Origin of the sequence: Streptomyces sp. NPDC085481 (genome assembly GCF_044541845.1) — a bacterium.
Classification (GTDB): Bacteria; Actinomycetota; Actinomycetes; order Streptomycetales; family Streptomycetaceae; genus Streptomyces.
Map to the genome: position 1 here is coordinate 59,356 of NZ_JBITTJ010000008.1, position 17,459 is coordinate 76,814.

The window sequence follows — 17,459 nt, forward strand, 5'->3', positions numbered from 1 at the left end:
GTGAGAAACGCCGGCTGACACTGCGACGCGTCATTCGGCCCGGAGGGAAAGCGCAGCCGGAAAAGGCACATCGGAATTCGGGGCAAGGAGTGCGAGAGAATTCCGTGAGGAGCTCGGGCCGGGGTCACCGGTGTGGCACGGCAGAGAAGTCCACGACCGAGAAGAGAGCAAGGGAGAAGCGCCTATCGGCGGTTCTACCGGCCGACGGCACAGATGGCGCTGGCTTGACGTCGCAGATCGACGTGGAGCCGCGCGGCGAGGATATCGATCGCGCTCACGACGAAGAGACTTGCAGTGAAAACAGGACACGTCAATGTCCCGCCCCGCCGGGTCTCGCATACTGAATCGCGTGACATACGCGTGAAGTGCGGCGTTCACAATCGACCCGATGCGAGTCGCCGAGTCCTTGTCGCACCGGGGCCGATAGGTTCACAGCAGTCATGGGGCACGGAGAGGAGCGGCATGAGCAGGAGTGGACGGGACGGCGAGGCGGGCGATGCGGAGCCCGTCGTGGTCGTTCTGGAAGCGAAGACGACGGCGGTCGTGCGCGGCGTCGTCCCGACGGACGGGCTGCGGGACTTCTTCGACGCGTCGTTCGGTGCCCTGGCCAGGACCATCGAGGCTCAGCGGATCGGCGTGCTGAGCCCGGCCTTCGGCCTCTACCACGGGCCATCCGGCGAGACGCTGCGTCTGGAGGTCGGGTTCGTCACGGACCGGGCGGTGCGGCCGGAAGAGGGGGTCGTCGCCGGCACGCTGCCCGGAGGCCGGGTCGCCCGTCTGACGCACCGCGGATCCTTCGACGGCCTCGCGACCTCCTGGGAACGCCTGGGCTCCTGGATGCGTGAGCGCGGACTGACCGCCGGCGAGGACCGCTGGGAAACGTACGTCACCCAGCCCTCCCCGGACATGGACCCACGCGACCTGCGCACCGAGCTCAACTGGCGGGTGGTGCACCGGTGAGTGAAGGGACGGTCATGCCACCGGCGGATGAGACGCGCGCGTGGCTGCTGCTATGCCCCGGCCTGAGCCGGAACCCAGGTGGCGGGAATTCGGATGGCGGGCACGGGAAGCCGGGACCGGTCACCTCTCAACTCCTGGACGCCTTCGCGTCGGAGTTCGGGCAGCGGGCCGCGGTCGTCCACAGCAGCCGGCTGGTGCTCGGAGTGGAAGGCGGACGGCTCACGCTCGCCGACACCAGCGGCCGGCCCCTCGCCGCACCCGCTGTGGTCTACGCCCGCCTGTCGACGCCCCGGCTTTCGGCCGACAGGGAGGCCACGCTGCTGCGGCACCTGGCCGCCATGGGCACGCGCCTGGTCAACCCCGCCGAGGCGGTCCTGGCATCGGTGAACAAGTTCTGGCAGTTGCAACAGCTCGCCGCGGCCGGCATCCCGGTCCCCGACACCCGTACGCACACGGACGCACCCCTGGAGCACGTACTCGCCACCGGTCTGCCCACGCCGTACGTGGTCAAAGCCGTACGCGGCCAGCGGGGCCAACGGGTCTTCCTCGCCCCCGACGACGCGTGGCTGCGGTCGGTGGCGGGCAGCCTGGACGACCGTCACCCCTATCTCCTCCAACGGTACGTCGCCCACTCGCACGGCCGTGACCTCCGCGTGATCGTGGTCGAGGGGCGGGCCGTGGCCGCGGTGGTGCGCGAGGCGGGCGACGACCGACTCGTCTCCAACCTGGCACAAGGCGGCAGGCACACCGTCTGCACCGGCCGGTATCCGGACGCGGAGGCCCTGGCCGTCGAAGCGGCGGCCGTCATCGGCCTGGGCGTCGCCGGCGTCGACCTTCTCTTCGAATCGGACGGCTCGTTCGCCGTGTGCGAGGTGAACTGCAACCCCACCTGGCAGCCCGACATGCCTGGTATCGCGGAGGCCATCGTCACCGCCTGCCGCAACCGCCTCGCCTGCGAAGAGAAGTAGACCGCGAGCCGCCCGCCGTCCAGGGCTCAGGTCTCGGCGGCTGCGGTCCGTGCGATGCGCTCGAGGGTCGTGCGCATCCCGGCCCGGTTGAGCGCGACCCGGCGGGCGGGGTTCGTCCCGGCGAAGACCGTACCGAGCAGGTCGGCGACCCGCGCCCGGTATCCACTGGTCCGCAGATCCTGCCAGAACTCGGTGATCCGTGTTCCCGGGCCCTCCGCTTCGAACCGGTAGCCCCAGCGGGCGATGGGCAGTCCGAAGACGCCGACGTCGAAGACGAACTCGCTGTCCGGCCGTACCCGGCTCACCCGCCCCAGGGTCGGCCAGACGAACGGCCCGCGCCGGTTGAACCCGATGAACCGGGTTCCGGTTCGTGCCGGCGGTCGCAGCACCCACACGTACCGGCACTCCGGGCTCCAGCGCCCCATGTTCCGCAGGTCCGACACCAACCGGTAGACGACAGAGGGTGGCGCGTCGGCGACCGTACTCTCTTCCAGGCTCCACTGCCGATCCATCGCCCGCTCCCTCGCACCGTGTGGGCCGGCCACCCACCTCCTACTCGCCGGTACGGTAATGGACGCGTTGGCTGCCTGTCTCCGGTCCGGGAGCGTTCACAAAGGTCGCGCCTTCTTGCACGATCCTCTCGGCGACAGGTCGTTTCCCGGAGATCCGTGGTCCGATGGGCGACAGGCCCGTTCGGGCGATTCTCCAGGGAAGTACGGAAGAGGTACCAAGAGTTGACTGGTCAGGTGACACGGCGTCCGCTGCCGCACGACTTCCACCCGCCGGTGCCCGAGCTGTCGGTCAGCAGCACGGACGTGACCGACGGCGGGACCCTGCCGGACGCGCAGGTGTACGCGAAGGGCAACTCCTCGCCCCGGCTGAGCTGGTCGGCCGGGCCGGAGGGCACCCGTGGCTACGCGGTCACGTGCTACGACCCGGACGCGCCGACCGGTAGCGGGTTCTGGCACTGGACGGTCTTCGACATCCCGGCGGATGTCACCGAGCTGCCGGCCGGGGCCGGCACCGGGCCCTTCAAGGGACTGCCGGCCGGTGCGGTACAGGCGCGGAACGACTACGGCAGCAGGGACTTCGGCGGGGCCGCGCCGCCGAAGGGGGACGGCCCGCACCGCTATGTGTTCACGGTGTACGCCGTGGACCAGGAGAAGCTGGGGCCGGATGCGGACGCGGCACCGGCCTTCGTGGGATTCAACCTGCGTTTCCACACCATCGCCCGCGGCCACCTGATCGCCGAATACGAGGAGCCCGGGGAGTAGGAGCCGCCGGTTGGCGGGACCGTCCTCCCGTACGCCGGGAGTGCGGTCCTGCTCCTGCATGATCCTCTCTCCAGGGGGAGGATCATGCCGCCTCATGATGAGATGGGGGCATGTCCCTCGACGAGTTTCGCGATCTGCTGAGCCGGCACGCGCGGCCTGATCTGACCACGCCCATCGACGGCGTACGAATCTGTCGAGCCGACCCCGGCGCAGAGCCCGAGTACGCGATGTCCGGCGTGGTGCTCGCGGTCATCGCCCAGGGGGCCAAACGGCTCGCGCTCGGCGACCGGGTGTACGAGTACGGCGTCGGCCAGTATCTGGTCGCCTCGGCCGATCTGCCGGTGACCGGGCGCGTCGCCCAAGGCCCTGAACTCGGTTTCGGGATGACGCTGGAGCCCGCCGTCATCGCGGAGTTGATGCTGCAGGCGGGGCCGGGCGACCTGCCGCCGTCGACCCGGTCGACTCGGCCCGGGATCACGGTCACTGACGCGCCGGCGGAGCTGATCGACGCGATCGTCCGGCTGCTGCGTCTGCTGGACCGGCCCCGGGACCGCCGGGTGTTGGTGCCCTTGATCAAGCGGGAGATCCTGTGGCGGCTGATGACGGGAGAGCAGGGCGAAGCGGTCCGGCAGCTGGGCCTCGCGGACAGCGGCCTGACCCACGTCACCCGGGCGGTGAACTGGATTCGGGACAACTACGCCGAGGCCTTCCGGGTCGAGGACCTGGCGCAGTCCTCCGGGATGAGCGTCTCCGCGTTCCACCGGAACTTCCAGTCGGTGACGGCGATGAGCCCGATCCAGTTCCAGAAGCAGATGCGGCTGCAGGCGGCGCGACTGCTGCTGGCCAACCGCCCGCACGATGTGACCGGCGTCGGCTCCCGGGTCGGATACGACAGCCCCTCCCAGTTCAGCCGGGAGTACAAGCGCCAGTTCGGCGTACCGCCGAGCGCGGACGCGGCCCGCCTCCGCGACCGCGCCGATCACGTAGCCGCCGCAGTGCCGTAGGGCCGGTTGGTTCCTTCGGGCGTAGTGGAGCGACGTCGCACCTCTATGGCCAGGACGCGGCCGGTGTCGACGGCTCGCCGCACCCGGGGCAGCAGGACCCCGGGCCACCCGGAGCCATGGCATATGCCGCATGCATTACGCGGGGGGTGGCGAGGTTCCGTCAGGACGGGATCGGAAACCTGTGGAGCGACGCCTACGAGTCGACGCGGGCGCACCGGGCCCGCGTCGCCGGGCGAGCGGCGTAGCGCTTCGGCACCGCGCGGAGTGGGTAGCCGCCGGGTGGAGGCCACCGTGAGGTACAGCGACTGGATGCTCACCGCGAGTGAACGCGGAAACGGTTCGACCCGCCTGGACCGGCGTCACCCCGACCGGGCCGCATGGACCCGCGGCAATGACGTCCGGCCGCTGGTGCACGGTGCGGCGTACTTCGCCGAGCTCCTCCGTGCGGTCAGAGCGCAGCGCTCCGGAGACCTCCTGCTCTTCACCGACTGGCGCGGCGACCCCGACCAACGTCTCGACGGCGCCGGGACGGAGATCAGCACCGTGCTGGGCGAAGCCGCGGCGCGCGGAGTGATCGTGAAGGGACTTGTCTGGCGCTCGCACCTGGACACGTTCCAGTTCAGCGAGAGCGAGAACCGTCACCTGGGAGAAGAGCTTGAGGAGGCCGGTGCCGAGTGTCTGCTGGACATGCGGGTGCGGCCCGGCGGCTCCCACCACCAGAAACTCGTCGTCCTGCGCCACCCGGGCCGGCCCGGCCTCGACGTCGCGTACGTCGGCGGTATCGACCTGTGCCACGGTCGCAACGACGACGCCTCCCACCACGGCGACCCCCAGACGCTGTCGTTCGCGGCGGCCTACGGCCCCCGGCCCCCCTGGCACGACGTGCAGCTGGCCATCCGCGGCCCGGCCGTCGGTGACCTCGAAGCCGGCTTCCGCGAGCGCTGGGAGGACCCCTCGCCCCTCAGCCGCAGCCCCATGGTCCGCCTCCGCGCCATGGTGCACCGCGAGGACACCGAAGCCGACGCCCTCCCTCCACAGCTGCCCGACCCCCGTCCCTGCGGCAGCCACGCCGTGCAGGTGCTCCGGACCTACCCCAACCGGCTGCTGCGCGGCTACCCCTTCGCCCCCGACGGTGAACGCAGCATCGCGCGGAGCTACCTCAAAGCCCTGCGCCGGGCGCGATCGCTCGTCTACCTGGAGGACCAGTACCTGTGGTCCCCGAACGTGGTGGGGTTCTTCGCCAGGGCACTGCACGAGAATCCCGGCCTGCGTCTGATCGCCGTCATACCCACCGTCCCCGAGCAGGACGGACGGCTCACGCGTCCGATGAACCTCGTCGGACGCGTCACCGCACTGGACAGACTGCGTCGCGCGGGCGGCAGCAGGGTGGCCGTGTACGGGCTGGAGAACGCCGCCGGGACTCCCGTGTACGTGCATGCCAAGGTGTGCGTGATCGACGACGTGTGGGCCTCGGTCGGCTCGGACAACATCAACCTCCGCTCCTGGACGCACGATTCGGAGCTCGACTGCGTGGTCCTGGACGAACGTGTGGACCGGCGGCAGCCACGCGATCCCGGCGGTCTCGGGGACCACGCCCGCCGCTTCGCACGGGACCTGCGTCTGGAGCTCTCCTGCGAGCACGTGGACGCCGGGAAGCCGGACTCGCGCTTCGCACCGGAGGACCTGTGCGATCCGGCGAAGGCCTTCGCCTCCTTCGCCGCGAGCGCGGCGGCCCTGGACGCCTGGTACGAGAGCGGCGCTCGCAGCCCGAGACCGCCCGGCCGGCTGCGCGCCTACCACCCACCCGCCATGTCCCGCCTGACGCGCGGCCTCGCCCTGCCGCCGTACCGCCTCCTGGTCGACCCGGACGGACGCCCGGCCGGGCTGCGGCGACACAACAGGTTCTGACGCTAGCTCTGCTGAGCTGCGTCCCGGGCCTGCTGGGCGATTCGCTCCAGCACGGTCCTCGGGTCGGCGTCGGGTGCGACGGCCTTGCCGATGTTCCGCTTGATGGTGTTGCTGACCTGGAGCCAGGACGGTTCGTCGACCGGGTAGAGCTCGGCGCTGCGCAGCGCGGTCAGGAACTGTTCGGCGCTGGGGTCGGCAGCCGCGTAGCGGGATGCCTGGGTGGCGGACACCGTCGACGGCAGCAGGTGGTAGCGCCCGGCGAACTCGCTGAGGTTCTTGTCCTCGTAGACGAAGTTCAGGAACGAGCCCACCAGTTCGCGATTGCCGTCGTGCCTGAAGGCCATCATCCAGTCGGCGACGCCCGCCGCCGGCGGGGTCTCCCCCTCGCCCAGTGTGTCGGACACCGGCATGCGCAGCGTGCCGACCTTCATGCCCTTCGCCTTCGCCTCGTGGAGGAGTGAGGGATAGCCGTTGACCATACCGACGTCGCCGCGCAGGAAGGCGGCGAAGGCGTCCTGGCGGTTGAGTTCGGCCGGCGGGACCGGGCCGGTCAGACCCGGCAGGACCAGGTTGTCCTTGATCCACCGGAACGTCTGCGTGTTCTGCTCGGACGCGATGCTGTACCCGCCGCTGCTGTCGGTGTACCCGCCGCCGTTGCTCAGTTCCCAGATCAGGGCTTCGGCGTGGGCCTCCTCGGGGCCGAGAGGCAGGGCGTACGGGTAGAGCACGCCCTCCTTCTTCAGTGCCTTCGCCGCGTCCTTCAGGTCCGACCAGGTCTTCGGCGGCCTCGCTCCGGCCTCGTCGAACAGCTCCTCGTTGTAGAAGAGCAGCCGGCTGCTGGCCACGAAGGGCAGGCCGTAGAGGGTGCCGTCGAAGGAGCCCGCCTCGGCGAGCGGGCGCAGGAAATTCGCCTCCGCTCTGATCGACATCACCTCGCTGGCGGCGTAAATGCGGCCCTGTGCGGCGAAGTCGGAGTACGCGCCCATCAGCGCCACGTCCGGGGCGTTGTCCTCCTGGACCATGCGGGTGACCTCGCGGTCGACGTCGGCCCAGGGGTAGAGCGTCACCTCGACCTTCTTGCCGGGATGGGTGCGGCTGAAGTCGGCGGTCAGCTTGTCCCAGTACGCCTTGGAGCTGGTCGCCGGGCTGTCGCCGTACTCGGCGGCCACGAGGCGCAAGGTCGTCGCGTCGTTCCCGGACGAGCCGCAGGCGGTGACGAGGGAGCCCAGCAGTCCGAATGAGGCCACGGAGGCGGTCACGCCGAAGAGTCTTCGTCGCATGGATCTTTCCTCTTGATCTTTTTGGACAGTGTGTCCGGAATTCTCTCCTGGTCCGGGGTGTATTTCGCCCCCTGCCGAGCGGTTGTGGGCATAGCTCCAACCGGGAGGATTCCGAATGGTGTCTTCGGATATACCGGCGCCGATTCCGACGCGCGTAGACCTCTCCACGATGTCGAGAGCGACTCCGGTGAGGCGCATTGACGAATGCCCACCACCAGCCCGAGCCGAGGCGAAGGAAGGAGGACCGAACCGATCCGGCCCGACCCCTGACCGAGCGGAGGCTCAGTCCTCGCCGCCGAGCAGCCGCGTGCGGAACAGGCCGAGCACCTGGTCCAGCGCAGCCCGGGTGGGTTCGCCGGGGGCGTCGATCAGGTGCTCGGTCAGCACCGAGTGCGGGGGGAGCACGCCCTCGGGGTTGGCCGCGCCGTCGTCCAGCTCGACGGCGACGAAGGCGTCGCCGAGCTCGCGCCGCAGGAACGCGAACCGGTCCCCGGGTACGAACCGGTCGCCCTTGAACCGCAGTCCCATGACCTGCAGTCCCTCCCGCTCGCAGCGCCCCCGGACGACGGCGAGCTCCTCGGGACTGATGTCGATCGTCCGTGACCGGCCAGCCGACACGGCCACCGGCAGCGACGGCTGGGACAGCACCGGGGCGATCAGCCGGGCATCGGTGGCCATGGCCAGGGCGAAGCCCCCGGTCACGCACATGCCCAGGGCTCCGACACCCGGGCCGCCGCACCGCCGGTGCTCGTGGGCGGCCAGGGCGCGTAGCCAGGACACGACCCGGGAACTCCGGCCCGTGGCCAGCAGGGTGAACTCCCGGCTCACGCACACCCTGAGGATCGACGAAGTCGTGTACCGCGCGGTGCCCAGCGGGCCGTGCGCATCGGGGTGGGGGTCGCGGCCGGGCTCGCCGAACAGGACCGGCAGCACCGCCGTACAACCGATCCCCGCGACCTTCTCCGCGAACTCCAGCACCTTCGGGGTGATGCCGGGTATCTCGGCCATCACGATCACGGCGGGGCCTTCGCCCCGCCGCAGGATCCGACGACGGGTCCCCTCGTGCGTGAACGAGCTCTGCTCGTAACCGGTCAGGTCGTGGTTCGTCATGACTCTCCCTCATCCCCTGCACACACCGGACCCGGCCGCCGAGAGAACCTCGCCCGCCGACACGAGTCTGGCACCGGCGGGGCTCCCCCTGTCATCTGCCGTACAGGGAACCGCGGTTCCGCTCCGCCTGCTTTCATGGCCATGGCAGCAGCGACCCGCGTCGGCGACGCGGTGCAGGCCTTCAGGGACCGCCCGCGGCCGGACTGCCGCCCAGGAGGTGCCGTTCTGCCTTTCCTGGACGGCCGGCGGCCGGGGCGCGGGAATTGTGGACAACCGCATCGTCGCGAACATCGGCATCGCGCCGGCGATCCTCGACGCGGCGGGCATCACCCCGAGCGCCCCCAGGACGGCGCCCCCGCTCTCCTCGCACGACCGCGACCACCTGCTGGTGGAGTGGTGGAGTGGTGGAAGCAGGGCACAGGCAACGCCCATGCCCCGACGCTCCCCCTCGCGCCCCCGCCGGCCACCGCGCCGCCCTACCGTGTGGCCCTGCTGCTCCTCACCCTGCCCGGTGGACGCTTCCTCATGGGTGCTGTCACGGCTAGGAGTCCTCCTCCAAACCGATGGCCTCTTCGAGCGAGTCGAACGCCTCGCCGGTCGTACGTCGGCGTTCCTCCAGCAGGGCCAGCGCAATCGCATCGAGCTTCCGCTGGACAGCGCGATCCGACCGCCGCTCGGCATTCTTCAGGAGAGCCAAGAGCAGCAGGGTCACCGACACCATGGTGTCCCCGACGAGGAGCTGCCAGCTCAGGGACAAACCGGCTGCATGGACCCCGATGAACACTCCGACGAGCAGCAGACAGAACGAGAAGAACAGAGGGGAGCTCGTCAGGTTCGACGCTCGCTCCGCGAGGCGTTCGAACGGGCCGCGCCCCTTGCTTCCCCGTTCGGAAGGGTGCTCCAGGGTCATATTCCTGAGTACCGCAGGAGGAGCTGATCCGCATCTTGCCACTGCGGCGGGCGATGGTGACCTGCGCCATGCCATCGGGTGACAGGGGCCGGCGAATGCTTCCAGCGGCGCGGATCGCACCGCGCGTGCCACCGCGCTGACCCGCGCCCAGGGGACGACGTGCACGGCGCCGTCGCGGTGCCGCGTTCGGCGCGGCCATGACGGCGATCGGCGCGATCCTCGCCGACATCGCCGACGTCCTCCCACAGTCCGGCGCTGGGTCGTTCAACGTGATCGCACCAGGAAACCGTGGGCTGTTCGGCCGGCTACCAGTAGTGCCGGCGCCCGCCGACCTCGCGACCGATCGCGCCCAGGATCCAGAGGATGACGCCGATGACCACGAGGATGATCCCGATGGTCCAGAGAATGCCGAGGCCGGCCACGAGGCCGATCACGAGCAGGATGACGCCGAGGACGATCATGGTGTCCTCCGATTCCGCAGAAGCTTCCCTCTCAGCGTAGGCGTCTGTTCCGCTCGTGGCCTCCGGGACCAGGGCTTCGTCAGGGACGATCCGGCACCCGTGATCTCAGGCGGGGTGCCCCGGTGGGAGTTCTGCGACGTCACTCAACCGGAGCAGCGCCGGTCTTACGGGGCCGGGCGGGCTCTGTGCGACGGGGGCGAGGAGGAAACCGACGTGGTCTCCTCCGTCGACGAGTCCCTGTACCCGGCCCACGAGCCAGGCGCAGGAGTCGTCCAGTACCGGCGCTCCGCCCTCTCCTGGCCGCCAGGCCACCCTGCCGAACTTGTCGATGTCGTCGCCTGTCCGTCCTCCGAACAGCTCGGCTACCTGCTTCTGGTCCCGGCGCAGGGCGTGTACGGCGAGGTGGGAGGCGCGGCGTGCGATGCGGTACGTGCGGTTGGCGGTGGAGATCCACACCATGAAGCGGGGCGGGTCGATCGAGCACTGCGACGCGAAGCCCACCAGGCAGCCGCCCTGCTCGCCGCCTGCTGCCGCCGTGACGGCGTACATCGGGTAGTCGAGCACGTCGGTGAAGCCGTCGAGGCCGGCCACGGTCAGCTCCTCGGGTGCGGGGCGGGTGCGAGTGCGCGTGTGGGGGCAGGGGGCTGCGCAGGCTGAGCCTCAGAGCAGCCGTGGTGGGCACCATGAGCCTCCAGCCCTCTGGGGCCGTGGGGGGCTCTCCTTCGTGTCAGGACACTGCTCCATTGTGGCGCGCAGCCACGTCGTCCGCTTGGGTGGTGCGTCCGTGGTGCCGGGCCGCACGTCCGGCGGGCAGTGGGCAGCGGGCAGCCGGCAGGGGACCCCGGACGGCGGGGGCAGGGCGAGGTTTCCATGGCCTGGCGTCGCTGTCGGCTCGTGTGAGCACGGGAGAAGCATCACTGTGGTGTCTATGGTGCTTTTCGGGTACACGATGATGACCGAGCAGGCCGGGCCCCGCGAACTGGTCGCCCACGCGGTGGGCGCCGAGAAGGCGGGCTTCGACTTCTCCGTCATCTCCGACCACACGTTTCCCTGGCTGGAGTCGCAAGGGCATGCGCCGTACGCATGGAGTGTTCTGGGCGCGGCCGCGCAGGCCACGGCCACGCTGCCGCTCATGACGTTCGTGACCTGCCCCACCTTCCGGTACCACCCGGCAGTGATCGCCCAGAAGGCCGCGACCATGCAGATCCTCTCCGGGGGCCGTTTCCGGATCGGCCTGGGCTCGGGCGAGAACCTCAACGAGCACGTCGTCGGCGCCGGCTGGCCGGCGGCCCCGGTGCGTCTGGAGATGCTCGAAGAGGCCGCCGGCATCATCCGTTCCCTGCTGGCGGGGGAGACGGTCAACCACCGCGGCCCTCACTTCGACGTCGACAACGCCAGACTCTGGGACCTCCCCGAGGATCCCCCTCCGATCGGCATCGCGGTGTCCGGGGAACTCTCCTGCGACATCGCCGGCCGGTACGGGGACCTGGTGATCGCCACGGAGCCGCGCCGGGAGCTGCTGGAGGCGTTCGACACGCACGGTGGGGCCGGCAAGCCGCGCATCGGCCAGCTGCCCGTCTGCTACGACACCGACCGCGACGCGGCGATCGCGCGGGCACACGACCAGTTCCGCTGGTCCCTCGGCGGCTGGCAGGTGAACGCCGAACTTCCCGGCCCCGCCGGCTTCGCACAGGCCACCTCGCACGTCCGTCCCGAGGACGTGGCGGACGCGATTCCCTGCGGGGCGGACGTCCGCGCCTTCGTCGAGGCGGTACGTCCGTTCCGCGACGCGGGGTTCACCGAGATCGCCCTGGTCCAGGTCGGTGGCGACCAGCAGGAGCCCTTCCTTCGCTGGGCGGAGGCAGAGCTGCTCCCCGCCCTGCGGGAGCTGTGAGTGTGAGGAGGAACCCATGGGCCGCGCCGCGCTCTTCGATGTCGACGGGACGCTCACCGACACCAACTACCTTCACGTGGTGGCCTGGTGGGAGGCCCTGCGCCAGGCCGGGCACCATGTGCCGATGCACTCCGTACACCGGGCGATCGGCCTGCCCGGCGAGGACCTGCTCGACCACCTCCTCGGACGCGACCGTGACACAGCGCAGGACGACCGCCTGAGCGCCGGGCACGACACCCTCTACGCCACCTGCTTCGACCGCCTGCCGGCTCTGGCGTCGGCCGCCGACCTGTTGCGCACGCTCGCCGGCAGCGGCTGGCGGGTCGTCCTCGTCACGTCGGCGAAGGAGAGGGAACTCTCGGCCCTGCGCCGCGCCATCGACGCCGACGACGCCATCGCCGAGACCAGTACGTCCGATGATGTCGGGGAAGGCAAACCCGCACCGGAACCCGTCCGGCAGGCCCTTCGACTGGCCCGGGTGCCACCCGAGCGGGCCGTGTTCGTCGGCGACACCGTGTGGGACATGAAGGCGGCCACCCGCGCTGGTGTGACCGCCGTGGGCCTCCTCTGCGGCGGTATCCCGCGGGCCGACCTGGAAGAGGCCGGCGCCGCCGCCGTGTACCGCGATCCCGCCGATCTGCTGGCCCGTCTCGGCGACAGCCCGTTCGCCGCCGCGTCGGCCACGCCTGGGCGGGTTTCGTGAGGGAACGCGAGTGCGACGGCTCTGCGGCCAGGGCGGTGCTCATGGCGATCACCGGTGCCTCCGGCTCTCGGTGGTCGCCTCGGCCGGTTGGTTCTACCGTGGAGGCAGCAGCAGTTCCCTGGAGCGCGCCATGCTCGTTACCCCGCGCAGCGCCGGTGTGCCTGCGCTGCGGAGCGCGGCCCAGGCGCCGCCGAGCTGATGTTCGTCTCCCTGTTCGGCCGGATACGCAGCGTGATCCGCCGGCTGCGAGCCGGGCACCGCTGGGGGGCGATCAGCGAACTCGATCTCTGGCAGCGTTCGCTGGGGTTCGCGGCGCTCGGTTTCCTTACGCTCGTGCCGCTGCTGATCGTGGTATCCGCCGCGGGCGCGGGTGGCGGGAAGGGGTTCGCGCAGTGGGTCGGCGACGGCCTCGGGGTGTCGGAGGCGGCCAGGGCGGAGATCGACCGGTTGTTCGCTCTGCCCGGTCAGGTGCGGCGGACCACGACGGCGTTCGGTCTCGCCCTGCTCGCCGTGTTCGGGCTCTCTTTCGGCACGGTGGTGCAGAGCGGTTACGAGAAGGTCTGGGGCCTGCCACCCGCGAGCTGGTGGGCTCGGTGGCGGCACGTGGTCTGGCTCGCGGTCCTCATCGGGTTCCTCTACCTGTTCGCGGTCTCGCCCTTCTGGCATGAGAACCCGGTCAGTGGAGTCGTCACTCTGGTCTGCGGCATCCTGTTCTTCTGGTGGTCGCAGCGACTGCTCCTCGGAGGCCGAGTCAGGTGGCTGGCCTTGCTTCCCGGGGCGGTGTCCACCGTGCTCGGACTGCTCGGGCTGAGGATCTTCTCCCGGTACGTCTTCTCCCCGCTGATCGCGTCCAGTGCCGTCACCTACGGCCCGTTCGGCGCGTTCCTCGTCATCCAGACCTGGCTCGTCGCCGTGGGCGTCGTCGTGTTCGGCGGTTCGCTCACCGGCCGTCTGATCGACAGCGAACTGCCCCGCGTGATGCAGGCACTGAAACGGCGGACCTAGCGCTCCGTGCCCGTCCGCCAGGGAGGCGTGGAAGGGCTCACTCAGGTTTGGTGGTCGGAATGCCGGTCAGAAGCCTTATGTGTCATTTGGCTCGATTTAGCAGGGAGTGATCAGTCGTGTCGGACAAGGAGAAGACCAGGGCCAAGGCCGAGCAGGCCAAGGGCAAGATCAAGGAGACGACGGGCCGTGCGGTGGGCAACGAAAGCCTGACCGCCGAGGGGCGTGCCGAGAAGGCGAAGGGCAACGCCCGCCAGGCCAAGGAGAAGATCAAGGACGTCTTCAAGGACTGACCTGCCGACGGGTTCCGAGGCCCGGTGGGTGGACGAGGGGCTGTCCGCCCACGAACGCATGTGGGACGGGCAGGCCTTCCCACCCACCGAGAGGCGAACGGCGGTGGCTGAATGAGAAGCGTGGGCGTGGAAGAAGAGTTGCTCCTCGTGCATGCCCGCAGCGGGGAGCCCCTCGCGCTGGCCGGTGCTGTCCTCGCGGCCGCGGACCGGTCCGCGGGGCAGCGGCCACACGGTGATGGCGCGCCGCTGCACGCCTTCGAGAAGGAACTGCAGAAAGAACAGCTGGAGTTCGCCACCAAACCGGTGACGGAGATGGGCGAACTCGGGGACGAGGTCACCCGGTGCCGCGCCGAGGCCCGTCAGCACGCCGAGTCCGCGGGCGCCCTCGTGGCGGCCCTCGCCACATCGCCGCTCCCCGCCCGGCCCTCGCTGAACGCGGGCACGCGATACGCGTGGCTGGGCGAACAGTTCGGCCTGACCGCGCAGGAACAGCTCACCTGCGGCTGCCACGTCCACGTCTCGGTCGAGTCGGACGAGGAAGGTGTCGCCGTGCTGGACAGGATCCGGCCCTGGCTCGCCGTTCTGACCGCGATGAGCGCGAACTCGCCCTTCTGGCAGGGGCAGGACAGCAGATACGCGAGCTATCGCAGCCGGGTGTGGAACAGGCTGCCCTCGGCCGGTCCGATGGACGTTTTCGGCTCCGTCGACCGGTACCACGGGCAGGTCCGCGCCATGCTCGACACCGGAGTCCTGCGCGACGAGGCGATGATCTACTTCGACGCCCGGCTGTCGGCCACGTACCCCACCGTGGAGGTCAGGGTGGCGGACGTGTGCCTCGAAGCGTCGACCCCCGTACTCCTGGCCGCCTTGGTGCGCGCCCTCGTCGAAACTGCCGCCATGGCCTGGCAAGGCGGGGAACCGCCCTCCCGCGTCAGCACAGGCCTGCTTCGGCTGGCGGCGTGGCAGGCCGGCCGGTCGGGCCTGGACGGCCCCCTCCTCCACCCCGAAACCATGCGAGCGGCGCCGGCGGTGGAAGTCGTCCAGGCGCTGTACGCCCATGTCCGAGAGGCCCTGGTCGGGAGCGGCGACGAAGAACGGGTCCGCGAAGGCATCGCCGGTCTGCTGGAAGCCGGCAACGGCGCCCGCATCCAGCGTGAACTCCTCCGCACCCACGGCAGTCTCGCCTCGGTGGTCACCCGATGCGCGGACATCACGAGCAGCTCCCGCGCCTGAGCCCGGGAGTACAGGGCCTCGGCCCGCTCCGGACCACGGGGGCGTGCGACCACGGCCGACCACCACACTCGAGGAAGGCGGCGACGCCCCGGCGTCGTAAGTCGCCTGAATGGCGAGGAGAAGGATCATGGCAGCGAAACGGACCGTCTACCACGTCGCACCGTCCGGCGAGCGGGCGGCGGCTGCGGGCGTGAAGTGGCAGGTCGAGGGCAGGGAAGGCCGTCGGCTGCTGCACGAGCCGCACCGGACCCAGAAGGACGCGATCGACTCCGCACGCCGGCATGCCAAGGAGCACACCCCCGCACAGGTCGTCGTCCATGCCCGCGACGGGCACATCCGGACCGCCTACACCTACGGCGACGCCCCCGCGGCATCCCCCGACGAACGTGGCCGCAAGGCAGGCGAACGCGGGGGCCTCTTCTAGGACATTCCCGCCGCGCTTCCTCCCGAGGGGTTCCTCTTCGTCCGGCGATTCCGGTGCCCGACCCTTCGCAGGTGTGTGAGCAGGAGACCGGGGCACATGATTTCCGGAGGTCGATCATCATGGTTCCCGTGCTTCTGGTTCTTCTGCTGATCCTCATTCTCTTCGGTGCCGGATTCGCGCTGAAGATTCTCTGGTGGATCGCGATCGCCCTGCTCGTCGTCTGGCTGCTCGGATTCGTCGCCCGCCCCAAGAGTGGTAGCGGTCGGTGGTACCGGTGGTAGGAGGCCCGCTCGGCCGGCCCGCGCCGACCGCCCATCCGGATGCTGTGAATGGGAGACCGGAAGCGGGGTAGGCGGAATTCCGGCGGGACGCGTGAAGTCCGCCGCGCACGACGTACGGAAAAGCAAAGACGGCGGGAATTTCCTCGCCGTCCCTTTACCGGAGGAGTTGTTTTCGCGTGACTGAGCATGTGTGGAGTTACCAGTCGACCTCGGGTCACCTGACCGGTGCCGACCTCACCGGATACAAGGTGGAGGCCACCGACGGGAGCATCGGCAAGGTCGACAAGCACTCCGACGAGGCCGGTGACGCCTACCTGGTCGTGGACACCGGTGTGTGGATCTTCGGGAAGGAGGTCCTCCTGCCGGCGAGCACGGTGACCCGGGTCGTTCCGGAGGACGGGAAGATCTTCGTCGACCTGACCAGGGAACAGATCAAGGACGCCCCCGAGTTCCACCGTGACAAGCACCTCGGCGACCCGGATTACCGCGAGGAGCTCGGCACGTATTACGGCTTCCCGCCGTTCGGCGGCCGCCCGCTCTGACCACCGGCCAGCACAGGCTGTGGGGCCCGGACTCGACGAGTCCGGGCCCCACAGCCCTGTCACGACCCTGCTCCCGGCCCCCGGGGGTCCGCCGCCCCGGCCTTGGCCTCGCGGACCGCACCGGCCCCCTGACCGGTACCCGTCACCGGAGGCGTCACGTAGAGTGGAGCCGGGCCGTGACTGGCGCTTGAGGTGGATCACCACCGGGGAGCGGCCCGCACGGGCGCGCGCACCCCGCGCGGACGTGTCGCAGCCGTGCGCCTGGGCGATCCACCGGTCATCGACGACGCCCAGGAGTGGCCCATGTCCACCAGCACCGCACGCCTCATGGACGGCACCGCGCTCGCCCGCCGCACGGTCGAGGAGACCGCGGCACGCGCCGCCGAGATCACCCGCCGCACCGGCGTCACGCCCTGCCTGGCGACCGTCCTCGTCGGCGAGGACCCGGCCTCCGTCACGTACGTGAAGATGAAGCAGAACCGCTGCGCGAAGGCCGGAATCCGCTCCAAGCACGTCGAACTGCCCGCCACCACGACCACCGAGGAACTGGTCGCGACCATCACCGCGCTCTCCGAGGACCCCGAGGTCCACGGCATCCTGCTCCAGCACCCGGTCGGCCCGCACATCGACGAGCGCGCCGCGTTCGAGGCGATCGCCCCCGAGAAGGACGTCGACGGCGTCACCATGGCCTCCTTCGCCGCCATGGGCTTCGGCCTGCCCGGCTTCGTCTCCTGCACCCCCGGCGGCATCATGCGGCTGCTCGACGCGTACGAGGTCGAGCTCACCGGCAAGCGGGCCGTGGTCGTCGGCCGCAGCGCCATCCTCGGCAAGCCGGCCGGGCTGCTGCTCCTCGGCCGCGACGCCACCGTCACCTACTGCCACTCCCGCACCACCGACCTCCCCGCCGCCGTCCGCGAGGCCGACATCCTCGTCGCCGCCGTCGGCAAGCCCAACTTCATCAAGGGCGAGGACCTCAAGCCGGGCGCCGTCGTGATCGACGCCGGCTACAACCCCGGCAACGTCGGCGACGTCGACTTCGCGAGCGCCGCCGAGCGGGCCTCCCTCATCACCCCCGTACCGGGCGGTGTCGGCCCCATGACCATCGCCGTCCTCCTCGCGCAGACCGTCGAGGCGGCCGAGCGCCGGCTCGGGCTGTAACCCGGGTCTCATGCAAGGAGCGGGATTGTCACGGTTCTGTACGAGCGGGGCCCA

The 17,459-nt window shown here is 70.3% G+C and carries 21 protein-coding genes; 14 read left to right on the forward strand and 7 right to left on the reverse strand.

The window, feature by feature from the left end; translation table 11 throughout:
- Nucleotides 1–194 precede the first annotated feature (194 nt).
- Nucleotides 195–356: a putative leader peptide gene (locus ACIGEZ_RS18535; protein WP_399832256.1), complete on the reverse strand. Its 162-nt coding sequence runs from the start codon at nt 354–356 to the stop codon at nt 195–197.
- Nucleotides 357–462: 106 nt separating this feature from the next.
- Here ACIGEZ_RS18535 and ACIGEZ_RS18540 point away from each other — a divergent pair, with 106 nt between their 5' ends.
- Together ACIGEZ_RS18540 and ACIGEZ_RS18545 are read left to right on the forward strand one after the other, a co-directional pair.
- Complete coding sequence (locus tag ACIGEZ_RS18540; RefSeq protein WP_399832258.1) at nt 463–960, forward strand: GyrI-like domain-containing protein; 498 nt, start codon at nt 463–465, stop codon at nt 958–960.
- A gap of 14 nt (nt 961–974) precedes the next feature.
- Nucleotides 975–1,928 (forward strand): RimK family alpha-L-glutamate ligase, encoded by a 954-nt coding sequence (locus ACIGEZ_RS18545; protein ID WP_399832260.1) that lies wholly within the window; start codon nt 975–977, stop codon nt 1,926–1,928.
- A 26-nt stretch (nt 1,929–1,954) separates the two neighbouring features.
- Here the strand turns inward: ACIGEZ_RS18545 and ACIGEZ_RS18550 are convergent, their stop codons facing one another.
- Nucleotides 1,955–2,440 carry an SRPBCC family protein gene (locus ACIGEZ_RS18550; protein ID WP_399832262.1) on the reverse strand — a complete coding sequence of 162 codons (486 nt, stop codon included), beginning with the start codon at nt 2,438–2,440 and terminating at the stop codon, nt 1,955–1,957.
- A 222-nt stretch (nt 2,441–2,662) separates the two neighbouring features.
- On the opposite strand from ACIGEZ_RS18550, the gene ACIGEZ_RS18555 reads away from it, so the two are divergent.
- The 3 genes from ACIGEZ_RS18555 to ACIGEZ_RS18565 all read left to right on the forward strand — a co-directional run bounded on the left by ACIGEZ_RS18555 (nt 2,663) and on the right by ACIGEZ_RS18565 (nt 6,114).
- Nucleotides 2,663–3,202: a YbhB/YbcL family Raf kinase inhibitor-like protein gene (locus tag ACIGEZ_RS18555; protein WP_399832264.1), complete on the forward strand. Its 540-nt coding sequence runs from the start codon at nt 2,663–2,665 to the stop codon at nt 3,200–3,202.
- Nucleotides 3,203–3,312: 110 nt separating this feature from the next.
- Nucleotides 3,313–4,206 carry an AraC family transcriptional regulator N-terminal domain-containing protein gene (locus ACIGEZ_RS18560; protein WP_399832266.1) on the forward strand — a complete coding sequence of 298 codons (894 nt, stop codon included), beginning with the start codon at nt 3,313–3,315 and terminating at the stop codon, nt 4,204–4,206.
- Between the two features lie 291 nt (nt 4,207–4,497).
- A complete protein-coding gene (locus ACIGEZ_RS18565) occupies nt 4,498–6,114 on the forward strand; it encodes a phospholipase D family protein (protein ID WP_399832268.1) in 1,617 nt (538 codons plus the stop codon).
- A gap of 2 nt (nt 6,115–6,116) precedes the next feature.
- Here the strand turns inward: ACIGEZ_RS18565 and ACIGEZ_RS18570 are convergent, their stop codons facing one another.
- From ACIGEZ_RS18570 to ACIGEZ_RS18590, 5 genes are all read right to left on the reverse strand, one after another.
- Nucleotides 6,117–7,394 carry an extracellular solute-binding protein gene (locus tag ACIGEZ_RS18570; RefSeq protein WP_399832270.1) on the reverse strand — a complete coding sequence of 426 codons (1,278 nt, stop codon included), beginning with the start codon at nt 7,392–7,394 and terminating at the stop codon, nt 6,117–6,119.
- A 282-nt stretch (nt 7,395–7,676) separates the two neighbouring features.
- Nucleotides 7,677–8,504 (reverse strand): dienelactone hydrolase family protein, encoded by an 828-nt coding sequence (locus tag ACIGEZ_RS18575; RefSeq protein WP_399832272.1) that lies wholly within the window; start codon nt 8,502–8,504, stop codon nt 7,677–7,679.
- A gap of 541 nt (nt 8,505–9,045) precedes the next feature.
- A complete protein-coding gene (locus ACIGEZ_RS18580) occupies nt 9,046–9,414 on the reverse strand; it encodes a low affinity iron permease family protein (protein ID WP_399832274.1) in 369 nt (122 codons plus the stop codon).
- A 305-nt stretch (nt 9,415–9,719) separates the two neighbouring features.
- Nucleotides 9,720–9,875, reverse strand: a complete 156-nt coding sequence (locus ACIGEZ_RS18585) for a DUF6131 family protein (protein WP_399832276.1) — start codon at nt 9,873–9,875, stop codon at nt 9,720–9,722.
- 105 nt (nt 9,876–9,980) lie between these two features.
- Nucleotides 9,981–10,466 (reverse strand): flavin reductase family protein, encoded by a 486-nt coding sequence (locus ACIGEZ_RS18590; RefSeq protein ID WP_399832278.1) that lies wholly within the window; start codon nt 10,464–10,466, stop codon nt 9,981–9,983.
- 337 nt (nt 10,467–10,803) lie between these two features.
- On the opposite strand from ACIGEZ_RS18590, the gene ACIGEZ_RS18595 reads away from it, so the two are divergent.
- From ACIGEZ_RS18595 to ACIGEZ_RS18635, 9 genes are all read left to right on the forward strand, one after another.
- Nucleotides 10,804–11,769, forward strand: coding sequence for an LLM class F420-dependent oxidoreductase (locus ACIGEZ_RS18595; protein WP_399832280.1), 966 nt, complete (start codon nt 10,804–10,806; stop codon nt 11,767–11,769).
- Nucleotides 11,770–11,785: 16 nt separating this feature from the next.
- Nucleotides 11,786–12,472, forward strand: a complete 687-nt coding sequence (locus ACIGEZ_RS18600) for an HAD family hydrolase (protein WP_399832282.1) — start codon at nt 11,786–11,788, stop codon at nt 12,470–12,472.
- Nucleotides 12,473–12,670: 198 nt separating this feature from the next.
- Complete coding sequence (locus ACIGEZ_RS18605) at nt 12,671–13,477, forward strand: ribonuclease BN (protein WP_399832284.1); 807 nt, start codon at nt 12,671–12,673, stop codon at nt 13,475–13,477.
- A gap of 116 nt (nt 13,478–13,593) precedes the next feature.
- A complete protein-coding gene (locus tag ACIGEZ_RS18610; RefSeq protein WP_399832286.1) occupies nt 13,594–13,767 on the forward strand; it encodes a CsbD family protein in 174 nt (57 codons plus the stop codon).
- A gap of 111 nt (nt 13,768–13,878) precedes the next feature.
- Entirely contained in the window at nt 13,879–15,000 is a 1,122-nt protein-coding gene (locus tag ACIGEZ_RS18615; RefSeq protein ID WP_399832288.1) for a glutamate--cysteine ligase, read from the forward strand.
- A gap of 127 nt (nt 15,001–15,127) precedes the next feature.
- Nucleotides 15,128–15,424, forward strand: coding sequence for a DUF2188 domain-containing protein (locus ACIGEZ_RS18620; RefSeq protein WP_399832290.1), 297 nt, complete (start codon nt 15,128–15,130; stop codon nt 15,422–15,424).
- Between the two features lie 119 nt (nt 15,425–15,543).
- Nucleotides 15,544–15,705 (forward strand): hydrophobic protein, encoded by a 162-nt coding sequence (locus ACIGEZ_RS18625; RefSeq protein ID WP_399832292.1) that lies wholly within the window; start codon nt 15,544–15,546, stop codon nt 15,703–15,705.
- Nucleotides 15,706–15,881: 176 nt separating this feature from the next.
- Nucleotides 15,882–16,247 carry a PRC-barrel domain-containing protein gene (locus ACIGEZ_RS18630; RefSeq protein WP_399832294.1) on the forward strand — a complete coding sequence of 122 codons (366 nt, stop codon included), beginning with the start codon at nt 15,882–15,884 and terminating at the stop codon, nt 16,245–16,247.
- 303 nt (nt 16,248–16,550) lie between these two features.
- Complete coding sequence (locus ACIGEZ_RS18635) at nt 16,551–17,405, forward strand: bifunctional 5,10-methylenetetrahydrofolate dehydrogenase/5,10-methenyltetrahydrofolate cyclohydrolase (RefSeq protein ID WP_399832296.1); 855 nt, start codon at nt 16,551–16,553, stop codon at nt 17,403–17,405.
- The last annotated feature ends 54 nt before the right edge of the window (nt 17,406–17,459 follow it).